This window comes from Arthrobacter citreus (assembly GCF_038405225.1).
In the GTDB taxonomy this organism is placed as follows: Bacteria; Actinomycetota; Actinomycetes; order Actinomycetales; family Micrococcaceae; genus Arthrobacter_B; species Arthrobacter_B citreus_A.
In genome coordinates this window covers 1,286,131-1,312,582 of sequence record NZ_CP151657.1, presented here as the reverse complement: position 1 = coordinate 1,312,582, position 26,452 = coordinate 1,286,131, and the positions used below count along the sequence as shown (strand labels likewise).

Annotated in this window: 21 protein-coding genes and 1 pseudogene; 11 read left to right on the top strand and 11 right to left on the bottom strand. The window is 66.3% G+C overall.

Annotation, left to right across the window (positions count from 1 at the left end):
• A complete protein-coding gene (locus AAE021_RS06015; protein ID WP_342024708.1) occupies positions 1-1,338 on the bottom strand; it encodes an acetyl-CoA C-acetyltransferase in 1,338 nt (445 codons plus the stop codon).
• A gap of 77 nt (positions 1,339-1,415) precedes the next feature.
• Between AAE021_RS06015 and AAE021_RS06010 the strand changes: the two genes are divergently transcribed.
• On the top strand, positions 1,416-2,144 hold the full coding sequence (locus tag AAE021_RS06010) for a TetR/AcrR family transcriptional regulator (RefSeq protein ID WP_425362453.1): 729 nt from the start codon (positions 1,416-1,418) through the stop codon (positions 2,142-2,144).
• A 62-nt stretch (positions 2,145-2,206) separates the two neighbouring features.
• Positions 2,207-4,303, top strand: coding sequence for an acyl-CoA dehydrogenase (locus AAE021_RS06005; protein ID WP_342024707.1), 2,097 nt, complete (start codon positions 2,207-2,209; stop codon positions 4,301-4,303).
• A 136-nt stretch (positions 4,304-4,439) separates the two neighbouring features.
• On the opposite strand, the gene glgA is transcribed toward AAE021_RS06005, so the two are convergent.
• Complete coding sequence (gene glgA, locus AAE021_RS06000) at positions 4,440-5,645, bottom strand: glycogen synthase (RefSeq protein ID WP_342024706.1); 1,206 nt, start codon at positions 5,643-5,645, stop codon at positions 4,440-4,442.
• A 176-nt stretch (positions 5,646-5,821) separates the two neighbouring features.
• Here glgA and glgC point away from each other — a divergent pair.
• Both glgC and AAE021_RS05990 read left to right on the top strand, forming a co-directional pair.
• Positions 5,822-7,084, top strand: a pseudogene (glgC, locus tag AAE021_RS05995) (glucose-1-phosphate adenylyltransferase); the annotation flags it as partial.
• A gap of 160 nt (positions 7,085-7,244) precedes the next feature.
• A complete protein-coding gene (locus AAE021_RS05990; RefSeq protein WP_342024705.1) occupies positions 7,245-8,681 on the top strand; it encodes an SDR family NAD(P)-dependent oxidoreductase in 1,437 nt (478 codons plus the stop codon).
• Here the strand turns inward: AAE021_RS05990 and AAE021_RS05985 are convergent.
• Positions 8,660-11,467 (bottom strand): cation-translocating P-type ATPase, encoded by a 2,808-nt coding sequence (locus AAE021_RS05985; protein WP_342024704.1) that lies wholly within the window; start codon positions 11,465-11,467, stop codon positions 8,660-8,662. The two genes, AAE021_RS05990 and AAE021_RS05985, sit on opposite strands and share 22 nt — an antisense overlap.
• A gap of 188 nt (positions 11,468-11,655) precedes the next feature.
• Between AAE021_RS05985 and AAE021_RS05980 the strand changes: the two genes are divergently transcribed.
• The 3 genes from AAE021_RS05980 to pepN all read left to right on the top strand — a co-directional run bounded on the left by AAE021_RS05980 (position 11,656) and on the right by pepN (position 17,250).
• Positions 11,656-12,675 (top strand): YeiH family protein, encoded by a 1,020-nt coding sequence (locus AAE021_RS05980; RefSeq protein ID WP_342024703.1) that lies wholly within the window; start codon positions 11,656-11,658, stop codon positions 12,673-12,675.
• Between the two features lie 206 nt (positions 12,676-12,881).
• The gene (locus AAE021_RS05975) at positions 12,882-14,621 is read left to right on the top strand and encodes a hypothetical protein (protein WP_342024702.1); all 1,740 of its coding nucleotides are present in this window, start codon (positions 12,882-12,884) and stop codon (positions 14,619-14,621) included.
• 4 nt (positions 14,622-14,625) lie between these two features.
• Positions 14,626-17,250: an aminopeptidase N gene (gene pepN, locus AAE021_RS05970; RefSeq protein WP_342024701.1), complete on the top strand. Its 2,625-nt coding sequence runs from the start codon at positions 14,626-14,628 to the stop codon at positions 17,248-17,250.
• A gap of 46 nt (positions 17,251-17,296) precedes the next feature.
• Here pepN and AAE021_RS05965 read toward each other — a convergent pair whose 3' ends face one another.
• From AAE021_RS05965 to AAE021_RS05940, 6 genes are all read right to left on the bottom strand, one after another.
• Positions 17,297-17,638 (bottom strand): cupin domain-containing protein, encoded by a 342-nt coding sequence (locus tag AAE021_RS05965; RefSeq protein WP_342024700.1) that lies wholly within the window; start codon positions 17,636-17,638, stop codon positions 17,297-17,299.
• A gap of 47 nt (positions 17,639-17,685) precedes the next feature.
• Positions 17,686-18,768 carry a biotin/lipoate A/B protein ligase family protein gene (locus AAE021_RS05960; RefSeq protein ID WP_342024699.1) on the bottom strand — a complete coding sequence of 361 codons (1,083 nt, stop codon included), beginning with the start codon at positions 18,766-18,768 and terminating at the stop codon, positions 17,686-17,688.
• Positions 18,769-18,857: 89 nt separating this feature from the next.
• Positions 18,858-19,115, bottom strand: coding sequence for a type B 50S ribosomal protein L31 (locus AAE021_RS05955; RefSeq protein ID WP_342024698.1), 258 nt, complete (start codon positions 19,113-19,115; stop codon positions 18,858-18,860).
• A gap of 185 nt (positions 19,116-19,300) precedes the next feature.
• The gene (locus AAE021_RS05950) at positions 19,301-20,107 is read right to left on the bottom strand and encodes a hypothetical protein (protein ID WP_342024697.1); all 807 of its coding nucleotides are present in this window, start codon (positions 20,105-20,107) and stop codon (positions 19,301-19,303) included.
• A gap of 204 nt (positions 20,108-20,311) precedes the next feature.
• Complete coding sequence (locus AAE021_RS05945; protein ID WP_342024696.1) at positions 20,312-21,124, bottom strand: RNA methyltransferase; 813 nt, start codon at positions 21,122-21,124, stop codon at positions 20,312-20,314.
• A gap of 47 nt (positions 21,125-21,171) precedes the next feature.
• Positions 21,172-21,957 carry an ABC transporter ATP-binding protein gene (locus AAE021_RS05940; RefSeq protein WP_342024695.1) on the bottom strand — a complete coding sequence of 262 codons (786 nt, stop codon included), beginning with the start codon at positions 21,955-21,957 and terminating at the stop codon, positions 21,172-21,174.
• A gap of 142 nt (positions 21,958-22,099) precedes the next feature.
• Between AAE021_RS05940 and serB the strand changes: the two genes are divergently transcribed.
• Entirely contained in the window at positions 22,100-23,047 is a 948-nt protein-coding gene (gene serB / locus AAE021_RS05935; protein ID WP_342024694.1) for a phosphoserine phosphatase SerB, read from the top strand.
• Positions 23,048-23,050: 3 nt separating this feature from the next.
• Here the strand turns inward: serB and AAE021_RS05930 are convergent, their stop codons facing one another.
• Positions 23,051-23,800, bottom strand: coding sequence for an SDR family oxidoreductase (locus tag AAE021_RS05930; protein WP_342024692.1), 750 nt, complete (start codon positions 23,798-23,800; stop codon positions 23,051-23,053).
• Positions 23,801-23,942: 142 nt separating this feature from the next.
• Positions 23,943-24,674 carry a beta-ketoacyl-ACP reductase gene (locus tag AAE021_RS05925; protein WP_342024691.1) on the bottom strand — a complete coding sequence of 244 codons (732 nt, stop codon included), beginning with the start codon at positions 24,672-24,674 and terminating at the stop codon, positions 23,943-23,945.
• A 114-nt stretch (positions 24,675-24,788) separates the two neighbouring features.
• On the opposite strand from AAE021_RS05925, the gene AAE021_RS05920 reads away from it, so the two are divergent.
• From AAE021_RS05920 to AAE021_RS05910, 3 genes are read left to right on the top strand one after another with little or no spacing between them, the layout of a single operon-like run.
• Positions 24,789-25,214, top strand: coding sequence for a DUF3099 domain-containing protein (locus AAE021_RS05920; RefSeq protein ID WP_342024690.1), 426 nt, complete (start codon positions 24,789-24,791; stop codon positions 25,212-25,214).
• Entirely contained in the window at positions 25,211-25,534 is a 324-nt protein-coding gene (locus AAE021_RS05915) for a hypothetical protein (protein ID WP_342024689.1), read from the top strand. Before AAE021_RS05920 ends, AAE021_RS05915 begins: the two co-directional genes overlap by 4 nt.
• Complete coding sequence (locus AAE021_RS05910; RefSeq protein ID WP_342024688.1) at positions 25,535-26,413, top strand: SURF1 family protein; 879 nt, start codon at positions 25,535-25,537, stop codon at positions 26,411-26,413.
• The last annotated feature ends 39 nt before the right edge of the window (positions 26,414-26,452 follow it).

Below are 26,452 nucleotides of genomic sequence, written 5' to 3'. Positions count from 1 at the left end.
TCAGCGCGCCTCGAGGATCGCTACGAGGCCCTGGCCGCCTGCGGCGCAGATGGAAATGAGGCCGCGGCCGGAGCCCTTCTCGTGCAGCATCTTCGCCAGTGAGGCCACGATCCGGCCGCCGGTGGCGGCAAAGGGGTGTCCCGCGGCCAGCGATGAGCCGTTGACGTTGAGCTTGGAGCGGTCAACCGTGCCGAGCGGACCTTCAAGGCCCAGCCGGGTGCGGCAGAATTCGTCGTCCTCCCACGCCGCAAGCGTGCTCAGCACGGTGCCGGCGAAGGCTTCATGGATTTCGAAGAAATCGAAGTCATCCAGCGTGAGGCCGTTGCGGGCCAGCAGGCGCGGCACGGCGAAGGCCGGGGCCATGAGCAGTCCATCCTTGCCATGGACAAAGTCGACGGCGCCGGCTTCGGCGTCCACGATGTCCGCCAGGATGGGCAGGTCATGGTTACGGGCAAAGTCTTCGGATCCGAGGAGGACCACTGACGCGCCGTCGGTCAGCGGAGTGGAGTTGCCGGCCGTCATGGTCGCCTCGTCGCCGAGGCTGCGCCCGAAAGCGGGCTTCAACTTGCCCAGCTTCTCCATGGTGGTGTCCGGGCGCAGGTTGGCGTCGCGGGACAGCCCGCGGTACGGGGTGATCAGGTCATCGAAGAAGCCCCGGTCATAGGCAGCGGCCATGTTCCGGTGGCTGGCCAGCGCCAGTTCATCCTGGGCCTCGCGGGTGATCTTCCACTGGGCTGTGGTCAGGGCCTGGTGCTCGCCCATGGACAGCCCGGTGCGCGGCTCTCCGGTGGTGGGAGCGTTCGGGGACAGGTCCCGGGGCCGGATCTTGGCGACGGCGGCCAGCTTCTGCTTGGTGGTCTTGGCCCGGGACAAGTCCAGCAGCGCCCGGCGCAGGCCTTCGCTGACGGCAATGGGGGCGTCCGACGCGGAGTCGACGCCGCCGGCGATCGCTGATTCCAGCTGGCCCAGCTTAATCTTGTTGGCCAGGCTGATGACGGTTTCCAGTCCGGTGGCGCAGGCCTGCTGTACGTCATAGGCCGGAGTCTCGGCCGACAGCGCCGAGCCGAGGACGGCTTCGCGAGTGAGGTTGAAGTCCCGGGAGTGCTTCAGGACGGCGCCGCCGGCAACCTCGCCGATGCGCTCACCCTGGAGTCCGAAACGGGCCACCAGCCCATCGAGGGCTGCCGTCAGCATGTCCTGGTTGGAGCTGTAGGTGTACTTGCCGCCGGAGCGGGCGAAAGGGATGCGGTTTCCGCCGATCACGACGGCCTTGCGTGCGGCCGGAGCAGGGGTGGATCCGCCGGTTGCGGCATGTTCGGCCTGGGGCTGTGCAGCCATGAGTCTGTTCTCCTTGGGGGTTCTGCAAAATGTGAGGGGAGTTACTGCAACCCAGCGTACCTGATACGCTGAGTATCGTGAACGCTGCTCTACAAAACCCCTCATCCCCGGTGCCGCCGTCCCCCGTGCCCTCCCCCGTGCCTTCCTCTGAGCCCTCCCCCGTACCCTCGGACGGCCGGTCGCTGCGCTGGGAAGCCCACCGCACCGAACGCCGCGGCGATTTGATCAAGGCGGCACGCCGCGCCGTCCACACTCTCGGTGCCGGTGCATCGATGGAGGAGATCGCGGCAGCGTCCGGCACGTCGAAGTCGGTGTACTACCGCTACTTCGGAGACAAGGCCGGCCTGCAGCAGGCCATGGGTGAAGTGGTCCTCTCGCAGATGCAGGACAAAATCCTGGCCGCCGGCCGCACCGCTGAGTCCCCCCGGGCGGGACTGCAGGCGATGGTCTCGGCGTATCTGCAAATGGCGCAGACCTCACCGAACGTGTACGCCTTTGTCACGGCCGGTGAAGCCACGGGAACGGCCGGACCCCGCTTCGCGGAGAGCCTCACCTCCTTTTTTGAAGCGATCACCACCATGATGGACCGCGCGATGCGCGCGTACCTCGACGGCGGATCGCCGGCTCCGAAGCTGGGCGTTGCCGCAGGCTTCTGGCCGACGGCGGCGCTGGGCATGGTCCGCGCCGCCGGCGAAAGGTGGCTGGCCGCCGAACCAGGCCCGAACAAACCCACCGAGGCCGAAATGACCCGCCAGATTACCGTCTGGCTCTTTGACGGCATCGGCTACGAACCGGGGCCGGCATGAGCCGCCGCCCCGCAGGCATGACCACTACCCCACAGGCACCACCACTACGAGAAGGACACGCAATGACGCAAGTAGCCTCCACGCCGGAACGCCAGATCCCCGCCGGCACCTCAGTCCGCGACGACGACAGCGCCGTCGTCAACGTGGACGCCCTCAGCCAGGCTTTGCTGGGCAAATGGGGAGATGTCCGGCTCCAGGCCCGCGCGCTCGCCGCAACCGAAGCCCTGCATACTCCCGCCGGCCTCCCGTACACGGAGCACCGTGAACGCGTCATGACCCAGATGAAGATCCTCGCGGACAGCAAGGCCGTGCACCGCGCCTTCCCCGCCTACGTGGGCGGCGAGGACAACCACGGCGGCAACGTTGCCGGCTTCGACGAACTGGTGGTCGCGGACCCGTCCCTGCAGATCAAGGCCGGCGTCCAGTGGGGCCTGTTCGGCGGCGCCGTAATGCATCTTGGCACGCGTGAGCACCACGAGAAGTGGCTTCCCGGCATCATGAGCCTGGAGATTCCCGGCTGCTTCGCCATGACTGAAACCGGGCACGGATCCGACGTCGCCAGCATTGCCACCACCGCCGAGTACGACGCCGGCACCGAAGAATTCATCATCAACACACCCTTCCGCGCCGCGTGGAAGGACTACATCGGCAACGCGGCCGTGCACGGCCGGGCCGCCGTCGTCTTCGCCCACCTGATCACCGCTGGGATTGACCACGGCGTCCACGCGTTCTACGTTGACCTGCGCAACGACAACGGCTTCCTGCCCGGCATCGGCGGCGAGGACGACGGCGTCAAGGGCGGCCTGAACGGAATCGACAACGGCCGGCTGCACTTTACCAATGTGCGCATTCCCCGCACCAACCTACTCAACCGCTACGGCGACGTCGCAGCTGACGGCACCTACACGTCGCCGATCGAAAGCCCGGGCCGCCGCTTCTTCACCATGATCGGCACCCTGGTCCAGGGCCGGGTGTCCCTGGACGGCGCCGCGGTGGCAGCGTCCAAGCTGGCCCTGAAGACCGCCATCCAGTACGGCACCGAGCGCCGCCAGTTCAACGGCGCATCGGACATTACCGAGGAAGTCCTGATGGACTACCAGCAGCACCAGCGCCGGCTGCTGCCGCGGCTGGCCACCACCTACGCTGCGGCCTTCGCGCATGAGGAACTGCTGCAGAAGTTTGACGACGTCTTCTCCGGCGCCCATGACACCGACGAGGACCGCCAGGACCTGGAGACCCTTGCCGCCGGCCTGAAGTCCCTGTCCACCTGGCATGCCCTGGACACCCTGCAGGAAGCCCGTGAGGCCACCGGCGGTGCCGGTTTCCTGGCGGAGAACAGGCTCACCGCGCTGCGCGCGGACCTGGACATCTACGTCACCTTCGAGGGGGACAACACGGTCCTGCTGCAGCTGGTGGCCAAGCGGCTGCTGGCCGACTACGCCAAGGAGTTCGTGGGAGCGGACTTCGGCGTCCTGGCCCGCTACGCCGTCGGACAGGCCACCGACCGGACCATGCACCGCACGGGCCTGCGCCAGATTGTCCAGGCGTTTGCTGACACCGGCTCCGAGAAGAAGTCAGCCATTGCCCTGCGTGATCCCAGGACCCAGCGTGATCTCCTGACGGACCGGGTGGGAACCATGGTGGCCGAAGTGGCCGGCGCCCTGCGCGAAGCCCGCCGGCTGCCCAAGGACAAGGGCGCGGCCGTCTTCAACAACAACCAGCATGACCTGATCGAGGCGGCCCGTGCGCACTCCGAACTGCTGCAGTGGGAAGCCTTCACCCGGGCACTGGAACAGATCGAAGATGACGGCACCCGCCAGGTCATGACCTGGGTGCGGGACCTCTTTGGCCTGTGCCTGATTGAGAAGAACCTGTCCTGGTACCTGATGCACGGCCGCCTGTCCTCGCAGCGGGCCCGCACACTGGGTCCGTACATCAACCGGCTGCTGGCCAAGATCCGCCCGCATGCCCTGGACCTGGTGGATGCCTTTGGTTACGGACCGGAGCACCTGCGTGCCTCCGTTGCCTCCGGTGCCGAAAAGGTGCGCCAGGACGAGGCCATGGAATACCAGCGGCTCATGCGCGCCAGCGGAGCATCGCCCGTGGACGAAAAAATCCTGATTCAGCGCAAGAAGCAGGCAGCCAAGGCCAAGCGCTAGGTTTGCCGTGAAGGCCCCGGCCGGGAAACCGGCCGGGGCCTTCTCGCTGTCAGGCGGCTTTTCCTGTCAGGCGGCCGGATGGTGCCCTCTGCGCCCCTGAGGCGGTGTGCTCAGGTGGTGTGCTGAGGTGGTGTGCTCAGCCCGCATGCGGCAGCACGGAACGGTACACGTCCAGTGTGGCGGCGGCGATGGAATCCCAGGAGAACTGCTCGGTGGCGCGCTGCCGTCCGGCCTGCCCCATCCGTGCAGCCCGTTCCGGATCGGTCACCACTTCGGTCAGCGCGGCGGCAAAGTCCCGAACAAACCCTTCAGGGTCCAGCGGCGTTCCGGTGCCGTCCTGCAGCTGCTCCAGCGGCACCAGCAGTCCGGTCACACCGGAGTCCACCACTTCAGGAATGCCGCCGGTGGCCGAGGCAACGACGGCGGTGCCGCAGGCCATGGCTTCGAGGTTGACGATTCCGAGGGGTTCGTAAATGGACGGGCAGGCAAAAACGGTGGCGGAGCTGAGCACCTTGATCAGTTCGTTGCGCGGCAGCATCCGCTCAATCACGACGACGCCGTTGCGCATGAGCCGAAGCTCCTCGATCAGGACATTGGTCTCGGCTGCCAGCTCCGGCGTGTCCGCGGCGCCCAGGCACAGGACCAGCTGCACCTCCGGCGGCAGGAATGCCGCCGCACGGAGCAGGTAGGGAACGCCCTTCTGCCGGGTGTTCCGTCCCACAAACACCACGCTGGGGCGGTCCGGGTCGATGCCCAGGGCGCTAAGACCGTCGGGATCGTTGTCAGGATGCCACAGGTCAACGTCAATGCCGTTGTGGACCACGCGCACCTTGGCCGGGTCCACTTCGGGATAACTGCGCAGGATGTCCTGGCGCATGCCTTCGGAGACGGCGATGATGGCCGCCGCGGCGTCGTACGCTGTTTTTTCCACCCAGGAGGACAGGGCGTAACCACCGCCGAGCTGCTCGGCCTTCCAAGGGCGCAGCGGCTCCAGGCTGTGCGCACTGAGCACGTGGGGAATGCCGTACAGCAGCGATCCCAGGTGCCCGGCCATGTTCGCGTACCAGGTGTGCGAATGCACGATGTCGGCGCCGTCCAGGCCCCTGAGGATTTCCAGGTCGGTGCCCAGCGTTTGGACGGCCGGGTTGGCATCGTCCAGTCCAGCGGGCACCGCGTAGGTGCTGACCACGGCACCGTGGTAGTCAGCCGGGCGGGGAGCACCGAAACAGTGGACGCGCAGATCCACCTCCGCGGCCAGCACCCTGCTGAGTTCGGCTACGTGGACGCCTGCTCCGCCGTAGATTTCGGGCGGGAATTCCTTTGACACAATATCTACTCGCACTAAACCAACGTAGTGCACCGGCGCTCCGGTGATCTAGTGTGAAGGACAGCAGACTTATTACCGCCGGCTGCGCCGTTCGATAATAAGCGCAGAGCAACACCAAGTAACAGGCGCAGAGTAATTTGCGCAAAAAGCAAGCAACGTATGACAAGAAGCGGAAACAGGGGAAACACATAATGGCGCCAAAGAAGGTCCTGGCCGTTGTCCTTGCAGGCGGAGAAGGCAAGCGCCTCATGCCGCTGACAGCGGACCGTGCAAAACCTGCCGTTCCATTCGCCGGCCGGTACCGGCTTATCGACTTTGCCTTGTCCAACCTGGTGAATTCGGGATACCTGCAGATTGTTGTCCTGACCCAGTACAAGTCCCACAGCCTGGACCGGCACATATCAGAGACGTGGCGGCTGTCCACTCAGCTGCAGAACTATGTGGCTTCCGTTCCCGCACAGCAGCGGGTCGGCAAGAGCTGGTTCCTGGGCAGTGCCAACGCGATCTACCAGTCCATGAACCTGATCGACGACGCCCGGCCGGACATCGTGGTGGTCATCGGCGCCGATCACGTGTACCGGATGGACTTCTCCCAAATGGTGGAAGCCCATATAGCGTCCGGCGCCTCGGTGTCCGTGGCGGCAGTCCGGCAGCCGCTGCACCTGGCCGATCAGTTCGGAGTGATCGAAACGGATCCGGAACGGCCGGGCATGATCGGAGCCTTTGTGGAAAAACCGGCCACCACGCCGGGCCTGCCGGATGATCCGGACATGTTCCTGGCATCCATGGGCAACTACGTCTTTAACACCGACGCCCTGGTGGATGCGCTCAAGGTCGACGCCGAGCGGCTGATCACCAAGCACGACATGGGCGGGGACATAATTCCCTACTTCGTGGAGCGCGGCGACGCCGCCGTCTACGACTTCTCGCACAACGTCATTCCCGGAGCCACCGGCAGCGACCACCAGTACTGGCGCGACGTCGGTACCCTCGACTCGTACTACGACGCCAACATGGATCTCATTTCACCCCTGCCGGCGTTCAACCTGTACAACCTGCAGTGGCCCATTTACACCCGCCAGAGCATCTCTCCGCCCGCTAAGTTTGTCCGCAGCGCCGCCGATCAGGCCGGCACCGCGTTCGACTCGATTGTTTCCAACGGCGTGGTGATTTCCGGCGGCACCGTGACTGGTTCCGTGCTGGCACCGGACGTGTACGTTGACTCCGGCGCGGTGGTCTCCGACTCGGTCCTGATGGACGGAATCCATGTTGGAGCCGGCGCCGTGGTGCGGCGTGCCATCATCGATAAAAATGTGCAGATCCCGCCCGGCGCCACCATCGGCGTGGACCGGGACCTGGACCTTGCCCGCGGATTTACCGTCACCGCCTCCGGGCTGACGGTGCTCAGCAAGGGGCAGAAAGTTTCGCTGCCCGAACCCGAGGCAGAGGCCGCTCCCGTCTAACAACGGTTGCCGGGAAACCCCGGTTGTGATCTTCCTCCGCCGCGGCACCCGGGATACCGGGTGCCGCGGTGTTTCGTTGTAAGGTCGGAAGGCAGCAAATTTGCCTTCGCCGTGTTTTTCGCCGGCGGGAAACACAGCAGAAACGACTTTCATGAGCACCCCCGATCTGAGCCCCGAAGACCTGCAGGCCTGCCTGCGGGTCCTGTCCTCCATCCACGTCCTGGACGAGGAACATCCGGATTACGTCGCCGTTCGCCGGGCGACCGCCAAAATGTTCAAATCCGTGAAGAAACACCGGAAGAACGAAAAGCGCGACGCCGCGGCGGATGCCGACCGCGCCGTCGTCGCCCGCACCGCCACTGGGGCCTCCGACCGGATCGATGATGAAACGCGCGGCGCCCAGCTGAAGTCCTCGGCACACGGACCGTCGGCCGGAACACTGCTCAAGCCGCGCAACTGCTACATCTGCAAGCAGCCCTACACAGTGGTGGATGCGTTCTATCACCAGCTGTGCCCGGAATGCGCCGCGTTCAGCCACGCCAAGCGCGACGCCCGCACCGACCTCACCGGAAAGCGTGCGCTGCTCACCGGCGGCCGCGCGAAAATCGGCATGTACATTGCCCTGCGGCTGCTGCGCGACGGCGCGCACACCACCATCACCACCCGCTTCCCGAAGGATGCCGCCCGGCGCTTCGCGGCCATGGAGGACTCGGCGGACTGGCTGCACCGGCTCCGCATTGTCGGCATTGACCTGCGCGACCCGGCCCAGGTCATATCGCTGGCCGAATCCGTGGCCGACGCGGGCCCCCTGGACATCCTGATCAACAATGCCGCCCAGACGGTGCGCCGGACCTCCAACGCCTACCAGCCGCTGGTGGATGCCGAGCTTGAGGAGCTGCCGGCCGGCAACATGCCGGAACTGGTGACCTTCGGCCACACGCACAACGCGCACCCCACCGCGCTGGCCGGGTCCATCGCCGAGCATCCGGTCCTGGCCGGGGACGCCGTCACCTCCCTGGCCCTGACCGCCGGCTCGTCCTCGCTGGAGAAGCTGGGCGCCGGCACGGCCATCGACGCCGGCGGGCTGGTGCCGGACACCGCGCCGATTAACAGCTGGACCCAGGTGGTGGACCAGGTGGAGCCGCTGGAAATGCTGGAAGTCCAGCTCTGCAACGTCACCGCACCGTTCCTGCTGGTCAACCGGCTGCGTCCGGCCATGGCCGCCTCGGCGGCGCACCGCAAGTACATCGTGAATGTCTCCGCGATGGAGGGGCAGTTTTCCCGCCGGTACAAGGGCCCCGGGCATCCGCACACCAACATGGCGAAGGCATCGCTGAACATGCTCACCCGCACCAGCGCTGAAGAAATGCTGGAGACCGACGGCATCCTCATGACCGCCGTGGATACCGGCTGGATCACCGACGAACGCCCGCACCCCACCAAGGTGCGCCTGGCCGAGGAGGGTTTCCACGCTCCACTGGACCTGGTGGACGGCGCGGCGAGGGTTTACGACCCGATTGTCATGGGTGAAGCCGGCGAGGACCAGTACGGCGTTTTCCTCAAGGACTACAAGCCCTCACCCTGGTAGGCCGGCGCCCGGTTGCGCAGCCGGTAGCGGGAGACCGCCTTCCGGATCTCGGAGATCCACAGCACCGTTGATCCCACGCCCAGGGCCAGGAACCACTGCCCGGAGGTCAGGCCAGTGGTGTCGAACAGTCCCTGCAGCACACCCAGCTGCACCACCAGGACCTGGAGGACGACGACGGCGGCCAGCGACACCCAAACAGCGCGGTTGGTGAAGGTGCGCAGCGAAAAGACGCTGGCGGTTGCCGACCTGACGTTGAGCAGGTTGAAGGCCTGGTAGAAAACGAACGTGGTAAACGCCAGCGTGGTGGCAAACAGGGGATCGCCCGCGCTGTCCGGATACATCTGCGGGGCCAGATACAGCACTGAGCAGGTGCCCACGGCCATGACCACGCCCATGGTCAGGACCCGCAGGATGCGCTGGCCGGTCAGCAGCGGTTCGCCGGCCGGCCGCGGCGGCTGCTTCATCAGGTCCGGATCGGCGGGGTCCACACCCAGGGCAAGGGCCGGCGGGCCGTCCATGATGATGTTCACCCACAGGATCTGCAGGGCGGTAAAGGGCGCTCCCCCGGCCAGGCCGAATGCCGCGGCGGCCAGGAAAATCAGCACGAACCCCCACGCCGTGGTGAGCTGGAAGCTGACGAACTTCAGGATGTTCGCGTAGATGCCGCGGCCTTCCTGCACCGCGGTGACAATGGTGGCGAAGTTGTCATCGGTCAGGATCATCTTGGCCGCACCCTTGGACACATCAGTGCCGGTGATCCCCATGGCAATGCCGATGTTGGCCCGTTTCAGGGCCGGTGCGTCATTGACGCCGTCGCCGGTCATCGCCACCACTGCGCCGTCGGCCTGCAGCGCCTCCACCATCCGGATCTTATGCTCCGGCGACACCCGGGCGAGCACCCCGTAACCGGGGGCCCGGCGCTGCAGCTCCGCATCGTCCATGGAGTCCAGTGCGGCACCGGAGACGGCTTCGCCCTGGATCCCCAGGTCCCCGGCAATGGCGGAGGCCGTGACCAGATGGTCCCCGGTAATCATGTGCACGCTGATGCCCGCTCCGCGGGCCCGGGCTATGGCTTCGGCAGCCTCAGGCCGCGGCGGATCCATGATGCCCGCCACCGCGTGGAAGACCAGCCCGGTGACGCTCTCCCGCAGCTCGTCGGAGTCCGTGGGCAGTGCGGAATCCACCGGCCGGGCGGCCACCGCCATGGTCCGCAGGCCCTGCCGGGCCAGGGCATCCACCTCGGCAAGGATCCGTTCGCGGTCATCGGGCTGCAGCGGGCGCTGTCCCTCGGCCATGGCGAGGAACTCCGATCTCTGCAGCAGCACTCCCGGAGCGCCTTTCACGTAGCAGACGACGCCGCCGCGTGCCGCCGTCACGGCGGCGTCATCCCCGGCGGCGTCATCCCCGGCGGCGTCATCCTCGGCGGCCGGCGCGCGGTTGAAGGTGGCCATGAACTTGTAGTCGGAGTCGAAGGGCACTTCAGCGATGCGCGGATGTGATGCCCGCGCTCCCTCCGCGTCGATGCCGCCCTTTTCTGCCAGCACCACCAGGGCGCCTTCGGTGGGATCACCGGTCAGGACGCCGTCCTGCACCGATGCATCGTTGCACAGCGCAAATCCGAGCAGCGCGCGGGTCAGCACCGGAGAAGGGCGCCCGTCTGCGCTGAGCACGCTGCCGTCGGTGGAGTAGCCTGAACCGGAGACCCGGAAGACGCGGCCGGAGGCGGTGTGCACGCGCCGGACCGTCATCTCGTTCAGGGTCAGCGTTCCTGTTTTGTCCGTACAGATCTGCGAGGTGCTGCCCAGGGTTTCCACCGCAGCAAGCTGCTTGATGATTGCGCCGCGGGCCGCCAGCCGGGAGGCCCCCATGGCCAGCGTGAAGGCCACCACGGCGGTCAGCCCTTCGGGGATGGTGGCCACGGCCAGGGAAACGGCGGTCAGGAACAGGTCCTCCCAGCTGTCCCCGCGCAGCAGCCCCAAAACGAAGACCACGGCCACCACGACGAGGGCCACGTAGGTCAGCAGCCGCGCGAGCTGGTCGATGCTGCGCTGCAGCGTGGTCTTTTCCTCCACCGTGGAACCGAGCAGGTGAGCAATCCGCCCAATCTGGGTGTTCATTCCTGTCCCGGTGACCAGCAGCACCGCGCGGCCGCGGCTGACATCGGTGTCCATGTACAGCATGTTGGTGCGGTCCGCCACGGGCAGCTCGACGTCCTCGAGCACCGCGGTGTTTTTGTTGACGGGCTGTGATTCCCCGGTCAACGCCGCTTCGGCAACCTGCAGCCGCACGGCCTCCATCAGCCGTCCGTCGGCGGGCACGGTGTCCCCGGCTTCCAGGAGGACCACGTCTCCGGGCACCAGCCCGGACCGCGGGATGTCCACGATTTGTCCCCCGCGGCGCACCGTGGCGACCGAGACCGAGGTGCTGCGCAGCGCCTCCAGGCTGTTTTCCGCCCGCTGCTCCTGGACATAGTTCAGGACGGTGTTCAGGATGATGACCGCGAGGATGACCACGGGGGTTTCCCATTCGCGCGAGACCACCGCGCTGATGACGGCGGCGGTTATCAGCACCAGGATCAGCCGGTCCGTCAGCAGGGCGAGGATCTTCCGCCACGCCGGAATCTTCCGGCCGGCGCTGAGTTCGTTGGGCCCGTAGTGTTCCATGCGCCGCTGGGCCTGATCGGCCGAGAGCCCGGTGTCCGGAACCACCTCCAGGGCTGAAGCGGCCTGCGGTGCCGGCTGCGTCCACGGGTGTTCGGGGATCCGGATGTCATCGTCCACGTGCATGGGGCGTTGCCTCAGAAAATAGGGGGTGTTCCTCACTCTAACAAAGCCGCCCTGCGGTGAAATCCCCTGATGGCCCTAACGGGGATGGGCGGCCCACATGCGCCAAGTAGATGAACGGGGCAGGGCTTCATCAGGTCACAGGCGGCTCAGTGTTTGGCGGGAGTTCATTCGTGCGGCAGGGTGGAACCGTGAACAGCACTTCCCCGCGCCGCATCAGCACCGCTGTACTGCCCGGCGCCGCCGCCGCAGCAGCGGCCGTCCTTCCCGCGTATCTCCTGCACTGGCTTTTTCCCTGGCTCCCCGTCCTCACGGCGGCGGTGCTCCTCGGGTTGTTGGCCGCCAATCTCCCCGGAGTGTCCGCGGCAGTCGCCGGGCCACTGAAGCCCGGCTTGTCGAAGGCTGCCAAGACGCTCATGCGAGCCGGAATTGTGCTGTTGGGGCTAAAGGTATCGCTGGTCGATATCGCCGGGCTGGGCTGGCTGGCGCTGCTATTGATCGTGGTATTGGTGGCGGCGGCCTTTGGCGGCACCTATCTGGTGTGCCGGGCCTTTCGATTGCCCGGCGATGAACCCCTGCTGATCGCTTCGGGATTCTCGATCTGCGGCGTATCCGCCATCGGGGCGATTGCCGCCGCCCGCAGGGTCCGGCACGAAGACACGGTGGTTCCGATAGCCCTGGTGACCCTGTGCGGCACCCTGGCCATCGGGGTGCTGCCGCTCCTGGCATCGCTGCTGGATCTGCCGGCCGAAACATTCGGCATCTGGGCCGGCGCCTCCGTCCATGATGTCGGCCAGGTTGTGGCCACGGCACAGACCGCGGGAACAACGGCACTCGCGGCCGCCGTCGTCGTCAAGCTGGCCCGGGTGGTCCTGCTGGCACCGGCAGCAGCCGCCGCCGGACTCATTGGCCGCAAGGCCGCCCGCGGAGAGGACACCGCCGGGAAACTCCCCCCGCTTGTCCCCCTGTTCGTGCTCGGGTTCCTGGCCCTGATTCTTGTCCGCACCACCGGCGTGCTGCCTGACGGCGTCCTGTCGGCCGCCGCGGTGGTGCAGGAAATCTTCTTCGCCGCATCGCTTTTCGCACTCGGGGCGGGAGTGCGGTTCCGCATGCTGTTCGCGTCCGGCACGCGTGCAGTGGGTGCCGCTCTGGTCTCCTGGTTCCTCATCGGCAGCCTGGGCCTGGCCCTCGCCCTCCTGCTGTCCCGGTAGTACCCCGAAAGCAGCTGCCGGGTACTCCGGTGCTACCCGCAAAATCCCCTGCCCGGGATTCCTTCATCTGCGTACCCCCTTGTTCGTGCGTTCCGCCGACCCTACTGTTGCCAGCAACTCTTCAGCGCCGGCCCCCGACCCGGACCGCGTGCGTTCTGTCTTTCCCCTGCCTCCGAACGACTGCCTCCGAATGACGGGATGTGCCGATGCACCGACGCCAGGACCCTGCAGGCGGTTCGAGGAGGGCGCAGGCGGGGACGGAGACCGTTGTCCCGGCGGGCAGCACAGCTGTCTCCCCCATCACCTCCCCTGGTTCAGTCTCCTCGCCCGGTTCACCGGACAAACCCGGCGGATGGGGCTACAGCGCGGTGGCGACGGCGGCCGGACTGGTGTTCTGCGCTGTTGCCCTGTGGTCTTTGCTGGGCAACGTGTTGTTTCCGCATTTCGGACACTCCCGCTACGAAACCGGGTGGGCGCTCGCAGCATGCCTGCTGGTGCTGGTGCTGATGCTGGTCCTTTACCTCGGGCTGCGGAAAGCCGGCCCGCTTCTGCTCCGACACCGGTTCCTGGCGGGGCTGGGCACAGCGGCTCTGTGGATCCTGCTGTTCACGGCACATGTGCGGCTGGCCTATGCCGTGCGGCTGCCGGCCGACTGGGACTCACACCCGATTTTTATGTCCGCGTCGGGCCTGGCGCTGGGGACCCAGACCGAGATCGATGCACCATACTTTTCGCTGAACCCCAACAACATCCTGCTGACGCTGCTGCTCTCCGGTTACTTCAGGCTGGCCCTCGATCTCGGAGTCACCGACCTGGACATGGCGGCCGCCGCGTTGAACGCCCTTGTCCTCTTTGCCGGGATAGCGCTGACCTATGCTGCCGGGCGGATGCTCGGGGGCCGCACGGTGGGAGCGTTCACGCTGCTGCCGTCCGTCATTCTGGTCCTGCTGTCGCCGTGGCTGGGGGTGCTGTACTCGGACACCACCGGCCTGATGTTTCCCGTCCTCATCCTGTGCCTGCTGCTCGCAGCGCAGCGTACGCGGCGGATGACCGTGCGGATTCCGTTGTGGGTCCTGGCCGGTGCGGTGGGAGCCGTGGGGTACGGGATCAAGCCAACGGTGCTGATGTGCCTTCTCGCTGCCGGCGCCGCCGCTGTCTGCTCTCCTGCCCTGCGGGCCCGGGGGCGCGGCGCCGGGGTCCTGCTGCTCGGCATCGCAGTGGTCTCGGGCAGCTTCTTTGCCGGACACAGGATGATCAGTGCCTTCGAGCAGCAAAGCCCGACCATCGGGTTCAACGTCGCCGACAACCCGGCTGCCATGCCTCCAACCCACTTCCTCAAAGTGGGGGCACAGAGCGCTCCCGGACCGCATGGGCTGATGTACGGCCGCTATAACGACGACGACTACTGGGCCACGGTTAACATTACTGATCCGGAGGAGAAGTTCCGGCATGGCCTGGACGCCTACCGCGAACGGGTTGCCGCAATGGGGGCCGGCGGCTACATCTCCTTCCTCAACCACAAGCTGCTGTGGATCACGGGGGACGGTTCCTTCTACTCGTGGGGCGAGGGGCGGCGGACGGGAAGCGACTTCATATCGACGGACCCGGCGGACCGCTTCATCCAGGACGTCTACGGCAACAACCGGCCCGGGTTCCCCTGGCTGCTGACGCTGTGGCAGGGAACCTGGTTTGCCCTGCTGGCCCTGGTGGCGGTGCCCTTGTTCCTGCGCACTCCACGCCTGCTGCTCCCGGAAGTCTCGGCCATGCGCATCGCCCTGCTGGGACTGCTGCTCTTCCTGCTGCTTTCCGAGGGCCGCGCGCGGTTCCTGTATCTGTACACGCCGTACTTCATCCTGCTGGCCTCCCTTTCCTTTCAGGCGCTCGCGGACCGGCTCCTGCCCGCCCGGCATGCCGGGTCCGGCCGGCGGCGGAAGATGATTGAATGAGGGAGTGTCGAACCAGAATCTGCGCCGTGAAGAAGCCGCCGCCCGCTCAGCCCTCATCTCCGTTGACGCTTACGAGGTCGAGCTCGACCTGAGCACCGCCGAAAATCCGGAGGCCACCGGTTTCCGGTCCCGGAGCACCATCACCTTCAGATGCTCCGAACCCGGCAGCGCCACGTTCCTGGACTTCATCCACGGCGGTGTTTCGTCGGTGGTCCTGAACGGAAGAACTCTTCCCCTGGAAACCGCCGTGGACGGATCCCGGATCCACCTCCCCGGCCTGGACCTGGAAAACACCGTCACTGTGGACGGCACGGCCCTGTACAGCCGCAGCGGCGAGGGAATGCACCGCTTTACGGATCCCGCCGACGCCCGGACCTACCTCTATACCCAGTACGAGCCGGCCGATGCGCGGCGTGTGTTCGCGGACTTTGAGCAGCCGGACCTCAAGGCCTCCTTCACCTTCCGCGTCACCGCACCCTCGGAGTGGGAGGTGGCTTCAAACGGAGCGGAAACGTCCCGTACGCCGCTCGGTTCCGGCGATCTGAGCCGCTGGGAATTCGCTCCAACCCAGCGCATCTCCACCTACATCACCTCGGTCCTGGCCGGACCCTATTTCGCGGCCCGGGATTCCTGGTCCGGAACCATGAAGGACGGCTCGGTCCTCGAGGTACCGCTGGCCGCCTACTGCCGCGCATCGCTGGCCGCACACTTTGATCCGCAGAACATTTTCGACATCACCAAGCGCGGGCTGGAGTACTTCCATGGTCTGTTCGAGTACCCGTACCCCTTCGGCAAGTACGATTCAGCCTTTGTCCCCGAATACAACCTCGGCGCCATGGAGAATCCCGGCCTCGTGACCTTCACCGAAGCCTACGTTTTCAGGTCCAAGGCCACGGAAGCCCAGTACGAAGCGCGGGCCAACACGATCCTGCACGAAATGGCGCACATGTGGTTTGGCGATCTCGTCACCATGGCGTGGTGGGATGACCTGTGGCTGAAGGAGTCCTTTGCCGACTACATGGGCGCCCTGGCCGTGGATAACGCCACGCCCTTCACCAACTCCTGGGTGTCCTTCGCGAACCGGCGCAAGGCCTGGGCCTATGTCCAGGACCAGCTCCCCACCACGCATCCGATCGTCGCCGACATCACCGATTTGGAAGCCGCAAAACAGAACTTTGACGGCATCACCTACGCCAAGGGCGCTTCGGTGCTGAAGCAACTGGTCGCTTATGTGGGCTTCGATGCCTTCATCGATGCGGCCCGCGGGTACTTCCGCGACCATGCCTACGGCAACACCACCCTCGCAGACCTGCTCGGCGCACTAAGCACGGCATCGGGTCGGGACATGGCGGTGTGGTCCCGCCTCTGGCTGCAGACAGCCGGCGTGCCGGCCCTGACTCCCCTGGTCGAGACCGACGACGACGGCGTCTACACCTCGGTGACGATTGTCCAGGACGCGCCGGATCCGGTCAGCGGCGAGCAGGTCCCCCGGCCGCACCGGCTCCGCATCGGGCTGTACAACCCGGACAGCACCAGCCCCGGCTCCGGTTCCGCGCTGGTGCGCACTGGAACCGTGGAAATCGACGTCGTTGGTTCCCGGACGGATGTTCCCGAACTCGTGGGAACGGCGCGGCCGGCGCTGCTGCTGCTCAATGACGAGGACCTGACGTACGCCAAGATCCGCTTCGACAACGAGTCCCTGCAGACCCTGCTGCATTTCCTGGGCCGGATGCCTGATCCGCTGGCCCGTGCCGTGTGTTTCTCGGCCCTGTGGAACAGTGTCCGCGACGGAGCCCTCAGCGCCCAGGACTACGTCCGGCTCATCGTGCATGCCGCGCCCCTGGAAACCGGTGCCGGAGTGCTGCAGGTCCTGCTCGACAACGCACGCTTTGCGGTGGAGCGCTTCGCCCCGGCCGAACGCCGGGACGGGCTGCGCGAAACCTTGTACTCGCTGGTGGTGGAACAGCTGCATGCCGCCGAAGCCGGCAGCGACCGGCAGCTGATCTGGGCCCGCAGCGCCGCCGCCCTCGGCCGGACCAGCACCTCGCACACGGAGCTGCTGCGCGGTCTGCTGGAGGGGACGGCATCCGTTCCGGGACTGGCTGTCGACTCGGACCTGCGCTGGCTGCTGTGGCAGGCCCTGGCAGCCACCGGCAACGCCACGCGCGCGAAGCTGGAAGCGGAAGTTGAACTGGACGCCACCGCTTCCGGGCGGGTGGGCTTCACCACCGCTGCTGCTGCCTTCCCGGACCCCGCGGTCAAGGCAGCCGCATGGCAGGAAGCCGTTCATGCCAACGATCTGTCCAATCAGCTGCTGTCGGCCACCATCAACGGGTTCACGATGGGCAGCACAGACCTGCTGGCCGTGTTCTCCGCCGACTACTTCGCGTCCCTGACCCTGGTGTGGAGTTCACGCAGCATCGAGCTGGCCAGCCGTGTTGTTGCGGGCCTGTTCCCCGGGGCGCAGGATCTGCCTCCGCACATGGTTCCGGCGGACCACCCGGTCCTGGTGGCCAGCATGGACTGGCTGGAAGCCAATCCGCAGGCGCCGTCAGCCCTGCGCAGGATTATCGTGGAGCAGCAGGATCAGCTGCTGCGGTCCCTGCGGGCGCAGGCAGCAGGCAGGTAACCGGTAACCAGCCCGGCGGCGGGGCATACACCCGCCGCCGGACTGGTTAAGGCCAGCGGTCCGTCTTGGCAACAGTCAGCAGCACGGCGGAGTCCTCCACCGCTTCCAGGGAGTGGCGGGCCTGCGGCACGATCAACAGATCTCCGGCCGATCCCTCCCAGGAATCACCCTCCGAATGCAGCAGCACCCGCCCCTTCAGAACGTGGACCGTCGCTTCGCCCGGGTTTTCGTGCTCGTCCAAAGTGAACCCGGCGTTCAGCGCTATGAGGGTTTGCCGGAGCACATGTTCGTGGCCGCCGTAGACCGTCTGGGCGCTGCGGCCGCTTGACGCGCTGCCGGCGATTTGCAGCTGGTTCCGCACTAAGGCGGTCAGGGACTTTTTTTCCATGGTCGGCAGTCTACGCGGGCAGGAGAAGCGCGGTGCCCGGACCACGGCTAGGGAACGCGGTTGAGCCACTCCGAGGTGCCGAATTTCTCGGCCACCTTGGTTTCGGCCTGCGCCATCTCCTCGTCGGAGATCCCGGCCGGGACGGCACCGTAGCGTGCGGTGAAGGTGTCCATCATGGTGGAAATGATCTCTTCCCTGGTCAGCCCCGTTTGGCGGCGCAGCGGATCGACGCGTTTCTTGGCGCTGGTGGTGCCCTTGTCGGACAGCTTTTCCTTGCCGATCCTCAGGACCTCCAGCATCTTGTCCGCATCAATGTTGTATGACATGGTGACGTGGTGCAGCATGCCCCCGTTGCTAAAGCGCTTCTGCGCGGCTCCGCCAATCTTCCCCTGATCCGTGGCGATGTCGTTAAGCGGCTGGTACCAGGCCTTGATACCCAGTTTTTCCAGTGACTCCATGACCCAGGCGTCGAGGAACGGGTATGAGTCAGCGAAGCTCAGTCCGTCCACCAGTGACTGGGGCACATAAATCGAATAGGTAATCGCGTTGCCGTGTTCCATGAACATGGCTCCGCCGCCGCTGATGCGGCGGACCACCGTTACTCCGTGCTTCCGTGCACCCTGCGCATCAACCTCGTTGCGCAGCGACTGGAAACTGCCGATCACCACTGACGGCGTTTCCCATTCCCAGAACCGCAGGGTGGGATTGCGCCGGCCGGCACCAACCTCTTCGGCAAGGACTTCGTCCATGGCCACGTGCATTGGCGTGGACAGCGGCGTGGGACCGATAATCTCCCACTGGTGGTCATTCCACCCCGTGGCCTTCGCCAGGGCCCGGCGTACCGCGGTGGCGATGGCCTCGGGTGAAAAGCCGAACAGCACGGCGTCGTCCGGCAGGTTCCGCCGCACGGCAGCGGCAATGTCCGCTCCGGAGGCATCTTCCGGCAGACCTTCCAGCGCCTGGTTGATGTTCAGCAGGGCGTCGTCGGGTTCAAGGAAGAAGTCGCCGCTGAGCGAAACGTTGGCCAGCCTCCCGTCGCGGACATCCAGGTCCACCACTACCAGTTTGCCGCCGGCCACTTTGAACTCCCCGTGGCGGCGGCCGTTGTCCTGCTCAGTGCTGCTGCTCATTCATTTTCCTTGTCCCAAGTAAAAAGGCCCACCCGGATATCCGGGCGGGCCTTCCTAGTCTAGAAGCTCTGCTGTTCTTTGCGAACGGATTACTTCTTGGCGCCGAAGCCCTTGAAGCGTGCGTTGAAGCGCTCGACACGGCCGGCGGAGTCCATGATGCGCTGCTTGCCCGTGTAGAACGGGTGCGATGCGGAGGAGATTTCCACCTCGATGAGGGGGTAGGTGTTGCCGTCTTCCCACTCGACCGTCTTGGCGGAAGTAGCCGTGGAGTTCGTCAGGAAAGAGGTGTCGGACGCGAGATCGCGGAAGACAACCGGGCCATACTTAGGGTGGGTATCAGACTTCAATGTATTACCTTCTTTTGGTGCCTGGATTTTGCCAGGCACTGGTGGTTGAAAGCTTGGAATGCCCCCATGGTCAGCGGTTGAGCACTTTCCACGGGGATCAGCAATTCAGCATACCGCATTCCGCGGTGCAGGTTAAAGCCGCCGGAGGAGCGGACGTCCCTGCCGGCCGGGCCATCAGCACCGGGTTAGGAGGCCCACCCGCTGTTAACGGCGGTGATGCTGGAGGTGATGCCCCGGACCCGGCCGGTAAGTTCAAAGCGCACCGGGCGGTAATAGTCATCCAGCCACAGCGTCACTTCCGTGGGCATCATGTCATCGGTGCGGCCGCCGGGCCGGACTCCGCTGATTTTGGTGCGCACGGCACCGTTGAGGACCGCGTCATAATCCACGGTCAGTGCCGCCGATCCGGCGATCAGTTCAGCCACCCGCTCCGGGTTCACGGTCAGTTCCGCCGCAGAGGCCAGCACCGCCGCATACGCTTCCTCGGGGGTGCCGCCGGGGTCCGCAGCGATGCGCCCTCCCCCGGTGTCGACGCTGCCACCGCCGGCGCCGGCTGTGATCCGCAGGTCCAGGTCCGGGTTTTCCAGGGTCAGGGCGAACTCCGGTGCGGTGGTGAACTCGAGGGTGTGTGTCCCCGGCGGCAGCCAACTGGATGAGGTTTCCAGGGTTTGGGTTGCTCCGCCGCCGGCATCCATGGCAGCCCGCACGCAGGATGCTGCTTCGTCAGCGGGCAAGGCGGCCGGATCCCGGCGCAGCAGGAACTGGCATGCATCCTGGACCGGCTGCGCCATGCCGGCCTGGCTGCCGCTGACGCCCACTTTCAGGGGTTCGGGTGTGGGCGGCGGCTCGGGGCTGGGTGCCGCTGGGACGGACGGGGTGGGCGCGGCCGGAGTGGGGCTGGGTGCAGCCGGGACCGGTGCAGCACTGGTGACGCTTTCGCGTGCCTTCAGCTGCTCGGCCGTGGGTCCGCAGGCGGCCAGGGAAAGCATCACAACGCATGCCACTGCCGCGGCGGCGGCCCGGCTGGCAGACCCGGAACCGCCTGGACGATCGGCGCCGGGCAGTGGCCGGATCGAAGGAATCCGGCTGTGACGTGTTCGCATGGCGGCCCCAGAACGATATGCGGAGGATTGCAGTGACGCCGCAAGTGTTGCACTAAAGCCGGTCGAGGGTAAGGGAAAGTGGACTATTTGCCGCTAGTACTGCCGCGGCCGGCATTCCCAGAACGCCACGGCACTCGCGGCGGCCACGTTCAGTGAGTCGACTCCGCCGCTCATGGGGATCCGGACGCTGAGGTCGACGGCGGAGATTGTCCCGGCGGCCAGCCCGTCACCTTCGGTGCCGAGCACCAGGGCCAGCCGTTCATCGCGGCGGGCGCTCAGCTCGTCCAAGCTGAGCGAATTTTCGCCCAAAGCCAGGGCCGCCGTGACAAATCCTGCGTCACGCAGGGTTTCCAGCTGACCCGGCCAGTCGGTCAGCCGCACCCACGGCACCTGGAAGACAGCGCCCATGCTGACCCGGATGGCGCGCCGGTACAACGGGTCGGCGCAGCGCGGACTGACCAGGACGGCGTCGACCTGCAGTGCCGCCGCGGAGCGGAAGATGGCACCAATGTTGGTGTGGTCCACGATGTCTTCCAGGACGGCGACACGCCCCGCGGCGGCAAGCAGTGGCGCCAGTTCCAGCGGCGCCGGCCGTTCCATGGCGGCCAGTGCGCCGCGGTGCAGATGGAATCCGGTGATTTCTTCGAGGGTGTCCGCGGCTCCCACGTAGGCCGGGACATCGGGATACCGGTCCAGCACGTCCTGCAGGTCGGGGATCCACTTCTCCGCCAGGAAGAAGGACCGCGGCCGGTGTCCGGCATCCAGGGCCCGGCGAAGGACCTTGGATGACTCGGCAATGTACAGGCCTTCCCCGGGTTCCCGGCGGCGGCGCAATGCGGTGTCGGTGAGGTTGGTGTAATCCGCGACGCGCGGGTCAGCGGCAGTGTGAAGGTGGTGAAGCGTCACTCAGGGCACCGCTTCCACAGGACGTTCGCCAAAATAGCGGGCCCGGGTCAGCGGCGTGCAGTGGCGGACCAGCGTCCGCCGTCGTGCTGCACCACCAGCGGCAGGTCGAAGGCCGCGCTGAGGTTCTCCTCCGTGAAGACGCCGTCGATGGGCCCGGAGGCAACCACTCCGCCGTCGCGCAGCAGCAGGGCATGCGTGAAGCCCGGGGGCACTTCCTCCAAATGGTGGGTGACCAGGACCATGGCGGGAGCTTCCTCGTCGCGGGCCAGGTCCGCCAAGCGGGCCACCAGGTCCTCGCGGCCGGCGAGGTCCAGCCCGGCGGCCGGCTCGTCCAGCAGCAGCAGTTCCGGGTCCGTCATCAGGGCGCGGGCAATCTGGACGCGCTTGCGTTCCCCCTCGCTGAGGGAGGCGAAAGTGCGGTTCATGAAGGTGGACATGCCCCAGTCATGGAGCAGGTGGAAGGCGCGGCGCTCGTCAAGCTTCTCGTACTTTTCCCGCCAGCGCCCGGTCATGCCGTAGGAGGCGGTGAGGACCACGTTGAGCACGGTTTCGTGTTCCGGAATCTGGTTGGCCAGGGCCGCCGAGGCCAGGCCGATCCGCGGACGGAGTTCAAAGACGTCAACGGCTCCGAGGACTTCCTCAAGGATTCCCGCGACGCCGCGGGTGGGGTGCATGCGTCCGCCGGCAATCTGCAGCAAAGTGGTTTTCCCCGCGCCGTTGGGTCCCATGATGACCCAGCGCTCCCCCTCCTTGACCTGCCAGTCAACGGCATCCAACAGGGTCTTGCCGCCGCGAACGACACTCACGGCAGCAAATTCAAGAACATCACTCATAGCACTAGACATTAGGCTAAAGAAAGGGCCGATGGCTAAACGCGGCGCCGCGGCGTATCGGACTCCTACCTGTCCGGACGGTCCCGGCGCGCGAACCGGCCGGCCCGCAGCACCACCTTCCCTGCCTACGAAACGGATCACGATGCCCGCCCAGAACACCCCGGAAGCTCCTGTCTCCACCCAGCCCGGCACCGTGCCGGAGTACGGCGTGGTGAGCTACGGCCGGGAGCTGCCCGATGCCTACCTCTCCACCATCCAGCAGGCCGTGGGCACAGTGGGCGGCAGCATTCTGGAGCTGGAGAACGCAGCCGGTGACGGCTACGCGGTCACCAAACTGGTGGTGGGGTACGACGGCGGGATCCAGACGCTGCGGATGGCGGTCACCGCGGCCGCGGCGGCGCTGGGAGATGCGGCGGGCGGCGCGCAGACCGCCGTCGTGCCCTCATCCCTGCTGGAGCCGGGAAGGAAACTGCTGGTCATGGATGTGGACTCCACCCTGATCAAGCAGGAGGTCATTGAGCTGCTCGCTGCCCACGCGGGCCGGGAGGCGGAGGTGGCTGCGGTCACCGAGGCGGCAATGCGCGGCGAACTCGATTTCACCCAGAGCCTGCACCAGCGTGTTCGGGCGCTGGCCGGACTTCCGGTCTCCGTGATTGATGAGGTGGGAGCACGCATCGAGCTGTCCGACGGCACGGAGGCGCTGGTCAAGGAGTTCCTCGCCGCCGGGCATGCGGTGGCGGTGGTTTCGGGCGGCTTCAGCCAGGTGCTCGATCCGCTTGCCGCGCGCCTGCAGCTGACCCATGCCAGGGCCAACCTGCTGGGGATCGCCGGGGGTGTGCTGACCGGCACCGTGGACGGCCCCGTGGTTGACCGTGCCGCCAAGGCCCGGGCCCTGCGCGAGTGGGCAGCGGGACTGGGCATCGAGGAACGCCACACCATTGCGGTGGGCGACGGCGCCAATGACCTGGACATGCTGGCGGCGGCCGCCCTGGGCGTGGCGTTCAACGCCAAGCCGGCAGTGCAAGCCGCCGCTGATGCCGTGCTGAACCTGCCCCAGCTGGACGTGGTGCAGCACTTCGTGAAGCTGTAGGTTCTAGCCGGCAACCCCGAGGTAGTCAGCGCCGCCCACGTATTCGGTGTGGCCGGAGGCAACATCGGCGGTGGCCATGCGTGCCACTTCGGCGCCAAATTCCTGCACTGAGTACAGCCGGCCGGCTTCGACCCGCCGGGCTTCGATGGCGCCGGGGTTGGCCCGGTCCAGCAGCGTGGCTGTGACCGTGCCTTCGATCATGTCCCCGGAGACCACCACCAGGGTGATGCCCTTGGCTTCGAGCTGCGGCAGCATGTCCCGCAGCGCGTCCTCGCCGGCCCGCTTGCTGCGGGCCACCGGCTCGTATTCGGGCATGGTGGGCACGGTATTGATGAAGTGCGCCTGGTGGCTGGTGACAAACACAACGCGTGATCCGGCCGGCATGACCTCAAGGGCTGCGGTGAGCATGTTGACCTGTGCGTCGCGGTTCAGCTTCAGGGCATAGTCTTCTTCAACGCCCGTTTCCATGCCGCCGGAGGCGTTCAGCACCAGGATGTCCAGGCCGCCGAAATTCTCCGTTGCGGCGGAGACCAGGGCCGCCGGACCCTCAGCTGAGGTCAGGTCAGCACCCACGGCGACGGCGCGGCCGCCGTCGTTCTCAATGCCGGTGACCACCTTGTTGGCCCGGGGGGCCTTCTGCCGGTAATTGACCACCACGCCGGCTCCCTCGGCGGCCAGGAATTTGGCCACCTCGGCTCCGATGCCGCGTGAGGATCCGGTGACGATGGCAGCTTTGCCGTCCAGCAGGCCCATGGTGCTCCTTCGTGAAGTTTTGTGGAAAGTATCCAAGATGTGTACGAAACTCATCCCATCCTGCCAGTCCCCCGGGCTCCGCGGAGTAGTGGAAACCTCCAAGGAATGCCCGGGGGACGTTGGCTGCGGGAGAAGGTTTGGGCTAGTGGCCCATGCCCAGTCCGCCGTCCACGGGGATCACGGCGCCGGAGATGTACGCGGCCTCCGGGCTGGCGATCCACCGCACAACACCGGCCACTTCCTCGGGCTCAGCGAACCGCTTGGCCGGAATCGAGGAGAGGTAGCTCTTCTGTGTTTCCTCCGGCAGCGCGCGGGTCATGTCGGTGTTGATGAAGCCCGGAGCGACGACGTTGGCGGTGATGTTCCGCGAGCCGAGCTCCCGGGTCAGGGAGCGGGCAACACCCACCAGGCCCGCCTTGGACGCCGCGTAGTTGATCTGGCCGGGAGAACCGTACAGGCCCACCACGGAAGAGATCAGGACAACCCGTCCGCGGCGCAGCTTGATCATGCCCTTGGACGCACGCTTGATCACCCGGAAGGCGCCGGTGAGGTTGGTGTCCACCACATCGGTGAAGTCGTCCTCGCTCATCCGCAGCAGCAGGGTGTCGCGGGTGATGCCGGCGTTGGCCACCAGGACCTCAACGGGCCCATGGGCTGCCTCGACTTCGGTGAAAGCGGCATCTACTGAGGCCATGTCGGTGACGTCGGCCTTGACGCCGAGGATGCCGTCAGGCACGTCCCCGCTGCGGTAGGTAATGGCTACCTGGTCGCCGTTGGCCAGGAACGCCCGGGCGATGGCCAGGCCGATGCCGCGGTTGCCGCCGGTAACCAAAACGCTGCGGCCGGTCGACGGCTCGGTGGTGTTGTTCTGCACAGATTTCCTCCGCTGGGAGTGGGGGTTGGATGAACTCGATCCTAGCTAAGGCCGGAACGAACTTCACCATCACAGGTTCGAGTGAGAGAATGGGGAAATCTGTTTGGGAGAGTGATGAATAAGGAATCCAGCCGCGGCGCTCCGATCCCCCGGATCACCGATGCCCGCACGGCGCACACCGATGAGATGCGCGCACGCATGATCAAATATTCGGTGTCCATGGGCATCCGCATCGTCTGTCTGGGACTGCTGTTTGTCGTCCATGGGTGGCTGCTCTGGGTGGTCATTGCCGGCGCCGTTGTCCTCCCCTACTTTGCCGTCATCATCGCCAACGCCGGGTCCGACACCCGCAACATGACGGCATCGGAGTCCATGATCGACACGCTCCCCGCGCCCGCCCTTGAGGCGCCCCGGCCGCAGGAGTACCGGGAATCCCCGGAAACCACGCTGCTGCGCGGTGAGCTCGTCGAGGATGAGCCAGCCGATGACCACAAACCCGACGACGGCACCCACGAAGATAAGGCACCACCCACAGCATGAACCTTCTTGACCAGTTGGCACGAACCACCGGCGCCGGCAATCCCCTCCCCGGATCCGGGCCGGCCGGCCCGGATTCCGGGGCTCCCGCCGTGTGCTCCCGGAAGGGGTGCCGGCAGCCGGCAGCATGGCGCCTGCTGTGGAACAACCCCCGGATCCACACCCCGGAACGGCGCAAGACATGGCTGGCGTGCGGTGAGCACCGCGGCTGGCTGGAGGAATACCTGCAGACACGCGACCTGTGGAAGGAAACACTTCCGCTGGATGGCGTGGATGCATCACCGGCGCAGGATTCACCGGACACCCACCCCGGGAGCGCGTAAATGTACCGCTTCCTCTTCTCCAGCCGCTGGCTGGGATGGTTTGCCCTGGCGTGCCTGGTCTCGGCGGTCTGCACCACCCTGGGACTGTGGCAGCTGGACCGGCGGGATGCCATCCGCGAAGACATCGGCAACGTGGTCAACAACTACGACGCCGCTCCGGTCGCCTTCGCCGATGCAGCTGACCTGTTCACGAGCTATGACCCGGCCAAAGAATGGCTTCCGGTGGAGATGACCGGTGTGTACGACTTCGATAACCAGCGCATTGTCCGGAACCGGCCGTTGAGTGGCCGGGCCGGGTATGAAGTGGTGGTGCCGCTGCAGCTGTCCGACGGAACCACCGTCGTCATCAACCGCGGCTGGCTGCCCATCGGCAATGATGAAGCCGGCCGGCCCGACACCGTGCCTGCCGCCCCCTCCGACGAAGTCACCGTCGTCGCCCGCATCAAGCCCGCGGAACCCACGCTGCAGCGCGGTGCACCCGAAGGCCAGCTGGCATCAATCGACTTGGCGAAGTACCAGGAGGAGGTGGGATACGAGCTGAAGCAGGGCGCTTACGGCCTGATGGCCAGCGAAGATCCCTCGCCGGAGGTTGTCCCCGAGGCAGCGCCCAAGCCGTCCGTGGACGAAGGCCCGCACCTGTCCTACGCCATGCAGTGGTTCGCGTTTGGCGTGATGGTGTTCATCGGCCTCGGTTATGCGGCGTGGCAGGAAGCGCTGAACCGGCGCTATGCCGCAGAGGACGAGGACGACGACGAATACGACGACGACGAGATCTACGCCGCCCATTCAGCACCCTCTCCCCGGCGGCGCCCGCGCAGGCAGCGCGGCAGCACCCAGGAGGACGAAGAGGACGCACTGCTGGACGCTCAGGGCTACTAGGCGGCCCTGCCGGCCAACGCACGGCGGGCCGCTCCCCTG

What these genes read in the sequence shown, in the direction of transcription:
- AAE021_RS05930 (WP_342024692.1), bottom strand. Translation starts at nt 23,800, where the DNA reads ATGGGCCTGCTGGACGGCAAAGCTGCCATCGTCACCGGATCCTCACGC.
- AAE021_RS06005 (WP_342024707.1), top strand. Translation starts at nt 2,207, where the DNA reads ATGACGCAAGTAGCCTCCACGCCGGAACGCCAGATCCCCGCCGGCACC.
- AAE021_RS05965 (WP_342024700.1), bottom strand. Translation starts at nt 17,638, where the DNA reads ATGGAAAAAAAGTCCCTGACCGCCTTAGTGCGGAACCAGCTGCAAATC.
- AAE021_RS05920 (WP_342024690.1), top strand. Translation starts at nt 24,789, where the DNA reads ATGAATAAGGAATCCAGCCGCGGCGCTCCGATCCCCCGGATCACCGAT.
- serB (WP_342024694.1), top strand. Translation starts at nt 22,100, where the DNA reads ATGCCCGCCCAGAACACCCCGGAAGCTCCTGTCTCCACCCAGCCCGGC.
- AAE021_RS05985 (WP_342024704.1), bottom strand. Translation starts at nt 11,467, where the DNA reads ATGCACGTGGACGATGACATCCGGATCCCCGAACACCCGTGGACGCAG.
- AAE021_RS05940 (WP_342024695.1), bottom strand. Translation starts at nt 21,957, where the DNA reads ATGAGTGATGTTCTTGAATTTGCTGCCGTGAGTGTCGTTCGCGGCGGC.
- AAE021_RS05915 (WP_342024689.1), top strand. Translation starts at nt 25,211, where the DNA reads ATGAACCTTCTTGACCAGTTGGCACGAACCACCGGCGCCGGCAATCCC.
- AAE021_RS05975 (WP_342024702.1), top strand. Translation starts at nt 12,882, where the DNA reads ATGCACCGACGCCAGGACCCTGCAGGCGGTTCGAGGAGGGCGCAGGCG.
- AAE021_RS05990 (WP_342024705.1), top strand. Translation starts at nt 7,245, where the DNA reads ATGAGCACCCCCGATCTGAGCCCCGAAGACCTGCAGGCCTGCCTGCGG.
- AAE021_RS05910 (WP_342024688.1), top strand. Translation starts at nt 25,535, where the DNA reads ATGTACCGCTTCCTCTTCTCCAGCCGCTGGCTGGGATGGTTTGCCCTG.
- AAE021_RS05960 (WP_342024699.1), bottom strand. Translation starts at nt 18,768, where the DNA reads ATGAGCAGCAGCACTGAGCAGGACAACGGCCGCCGCCACGGGGAGTTC.
- AAE021_RS06015 (WP_342024708.1), bottom strand. Translation starts at nt 1,338, where the DNA reads ATGGCTGCACAGCCCCAGGCCGAACATGCCGCAACCGGCGGATCCACC.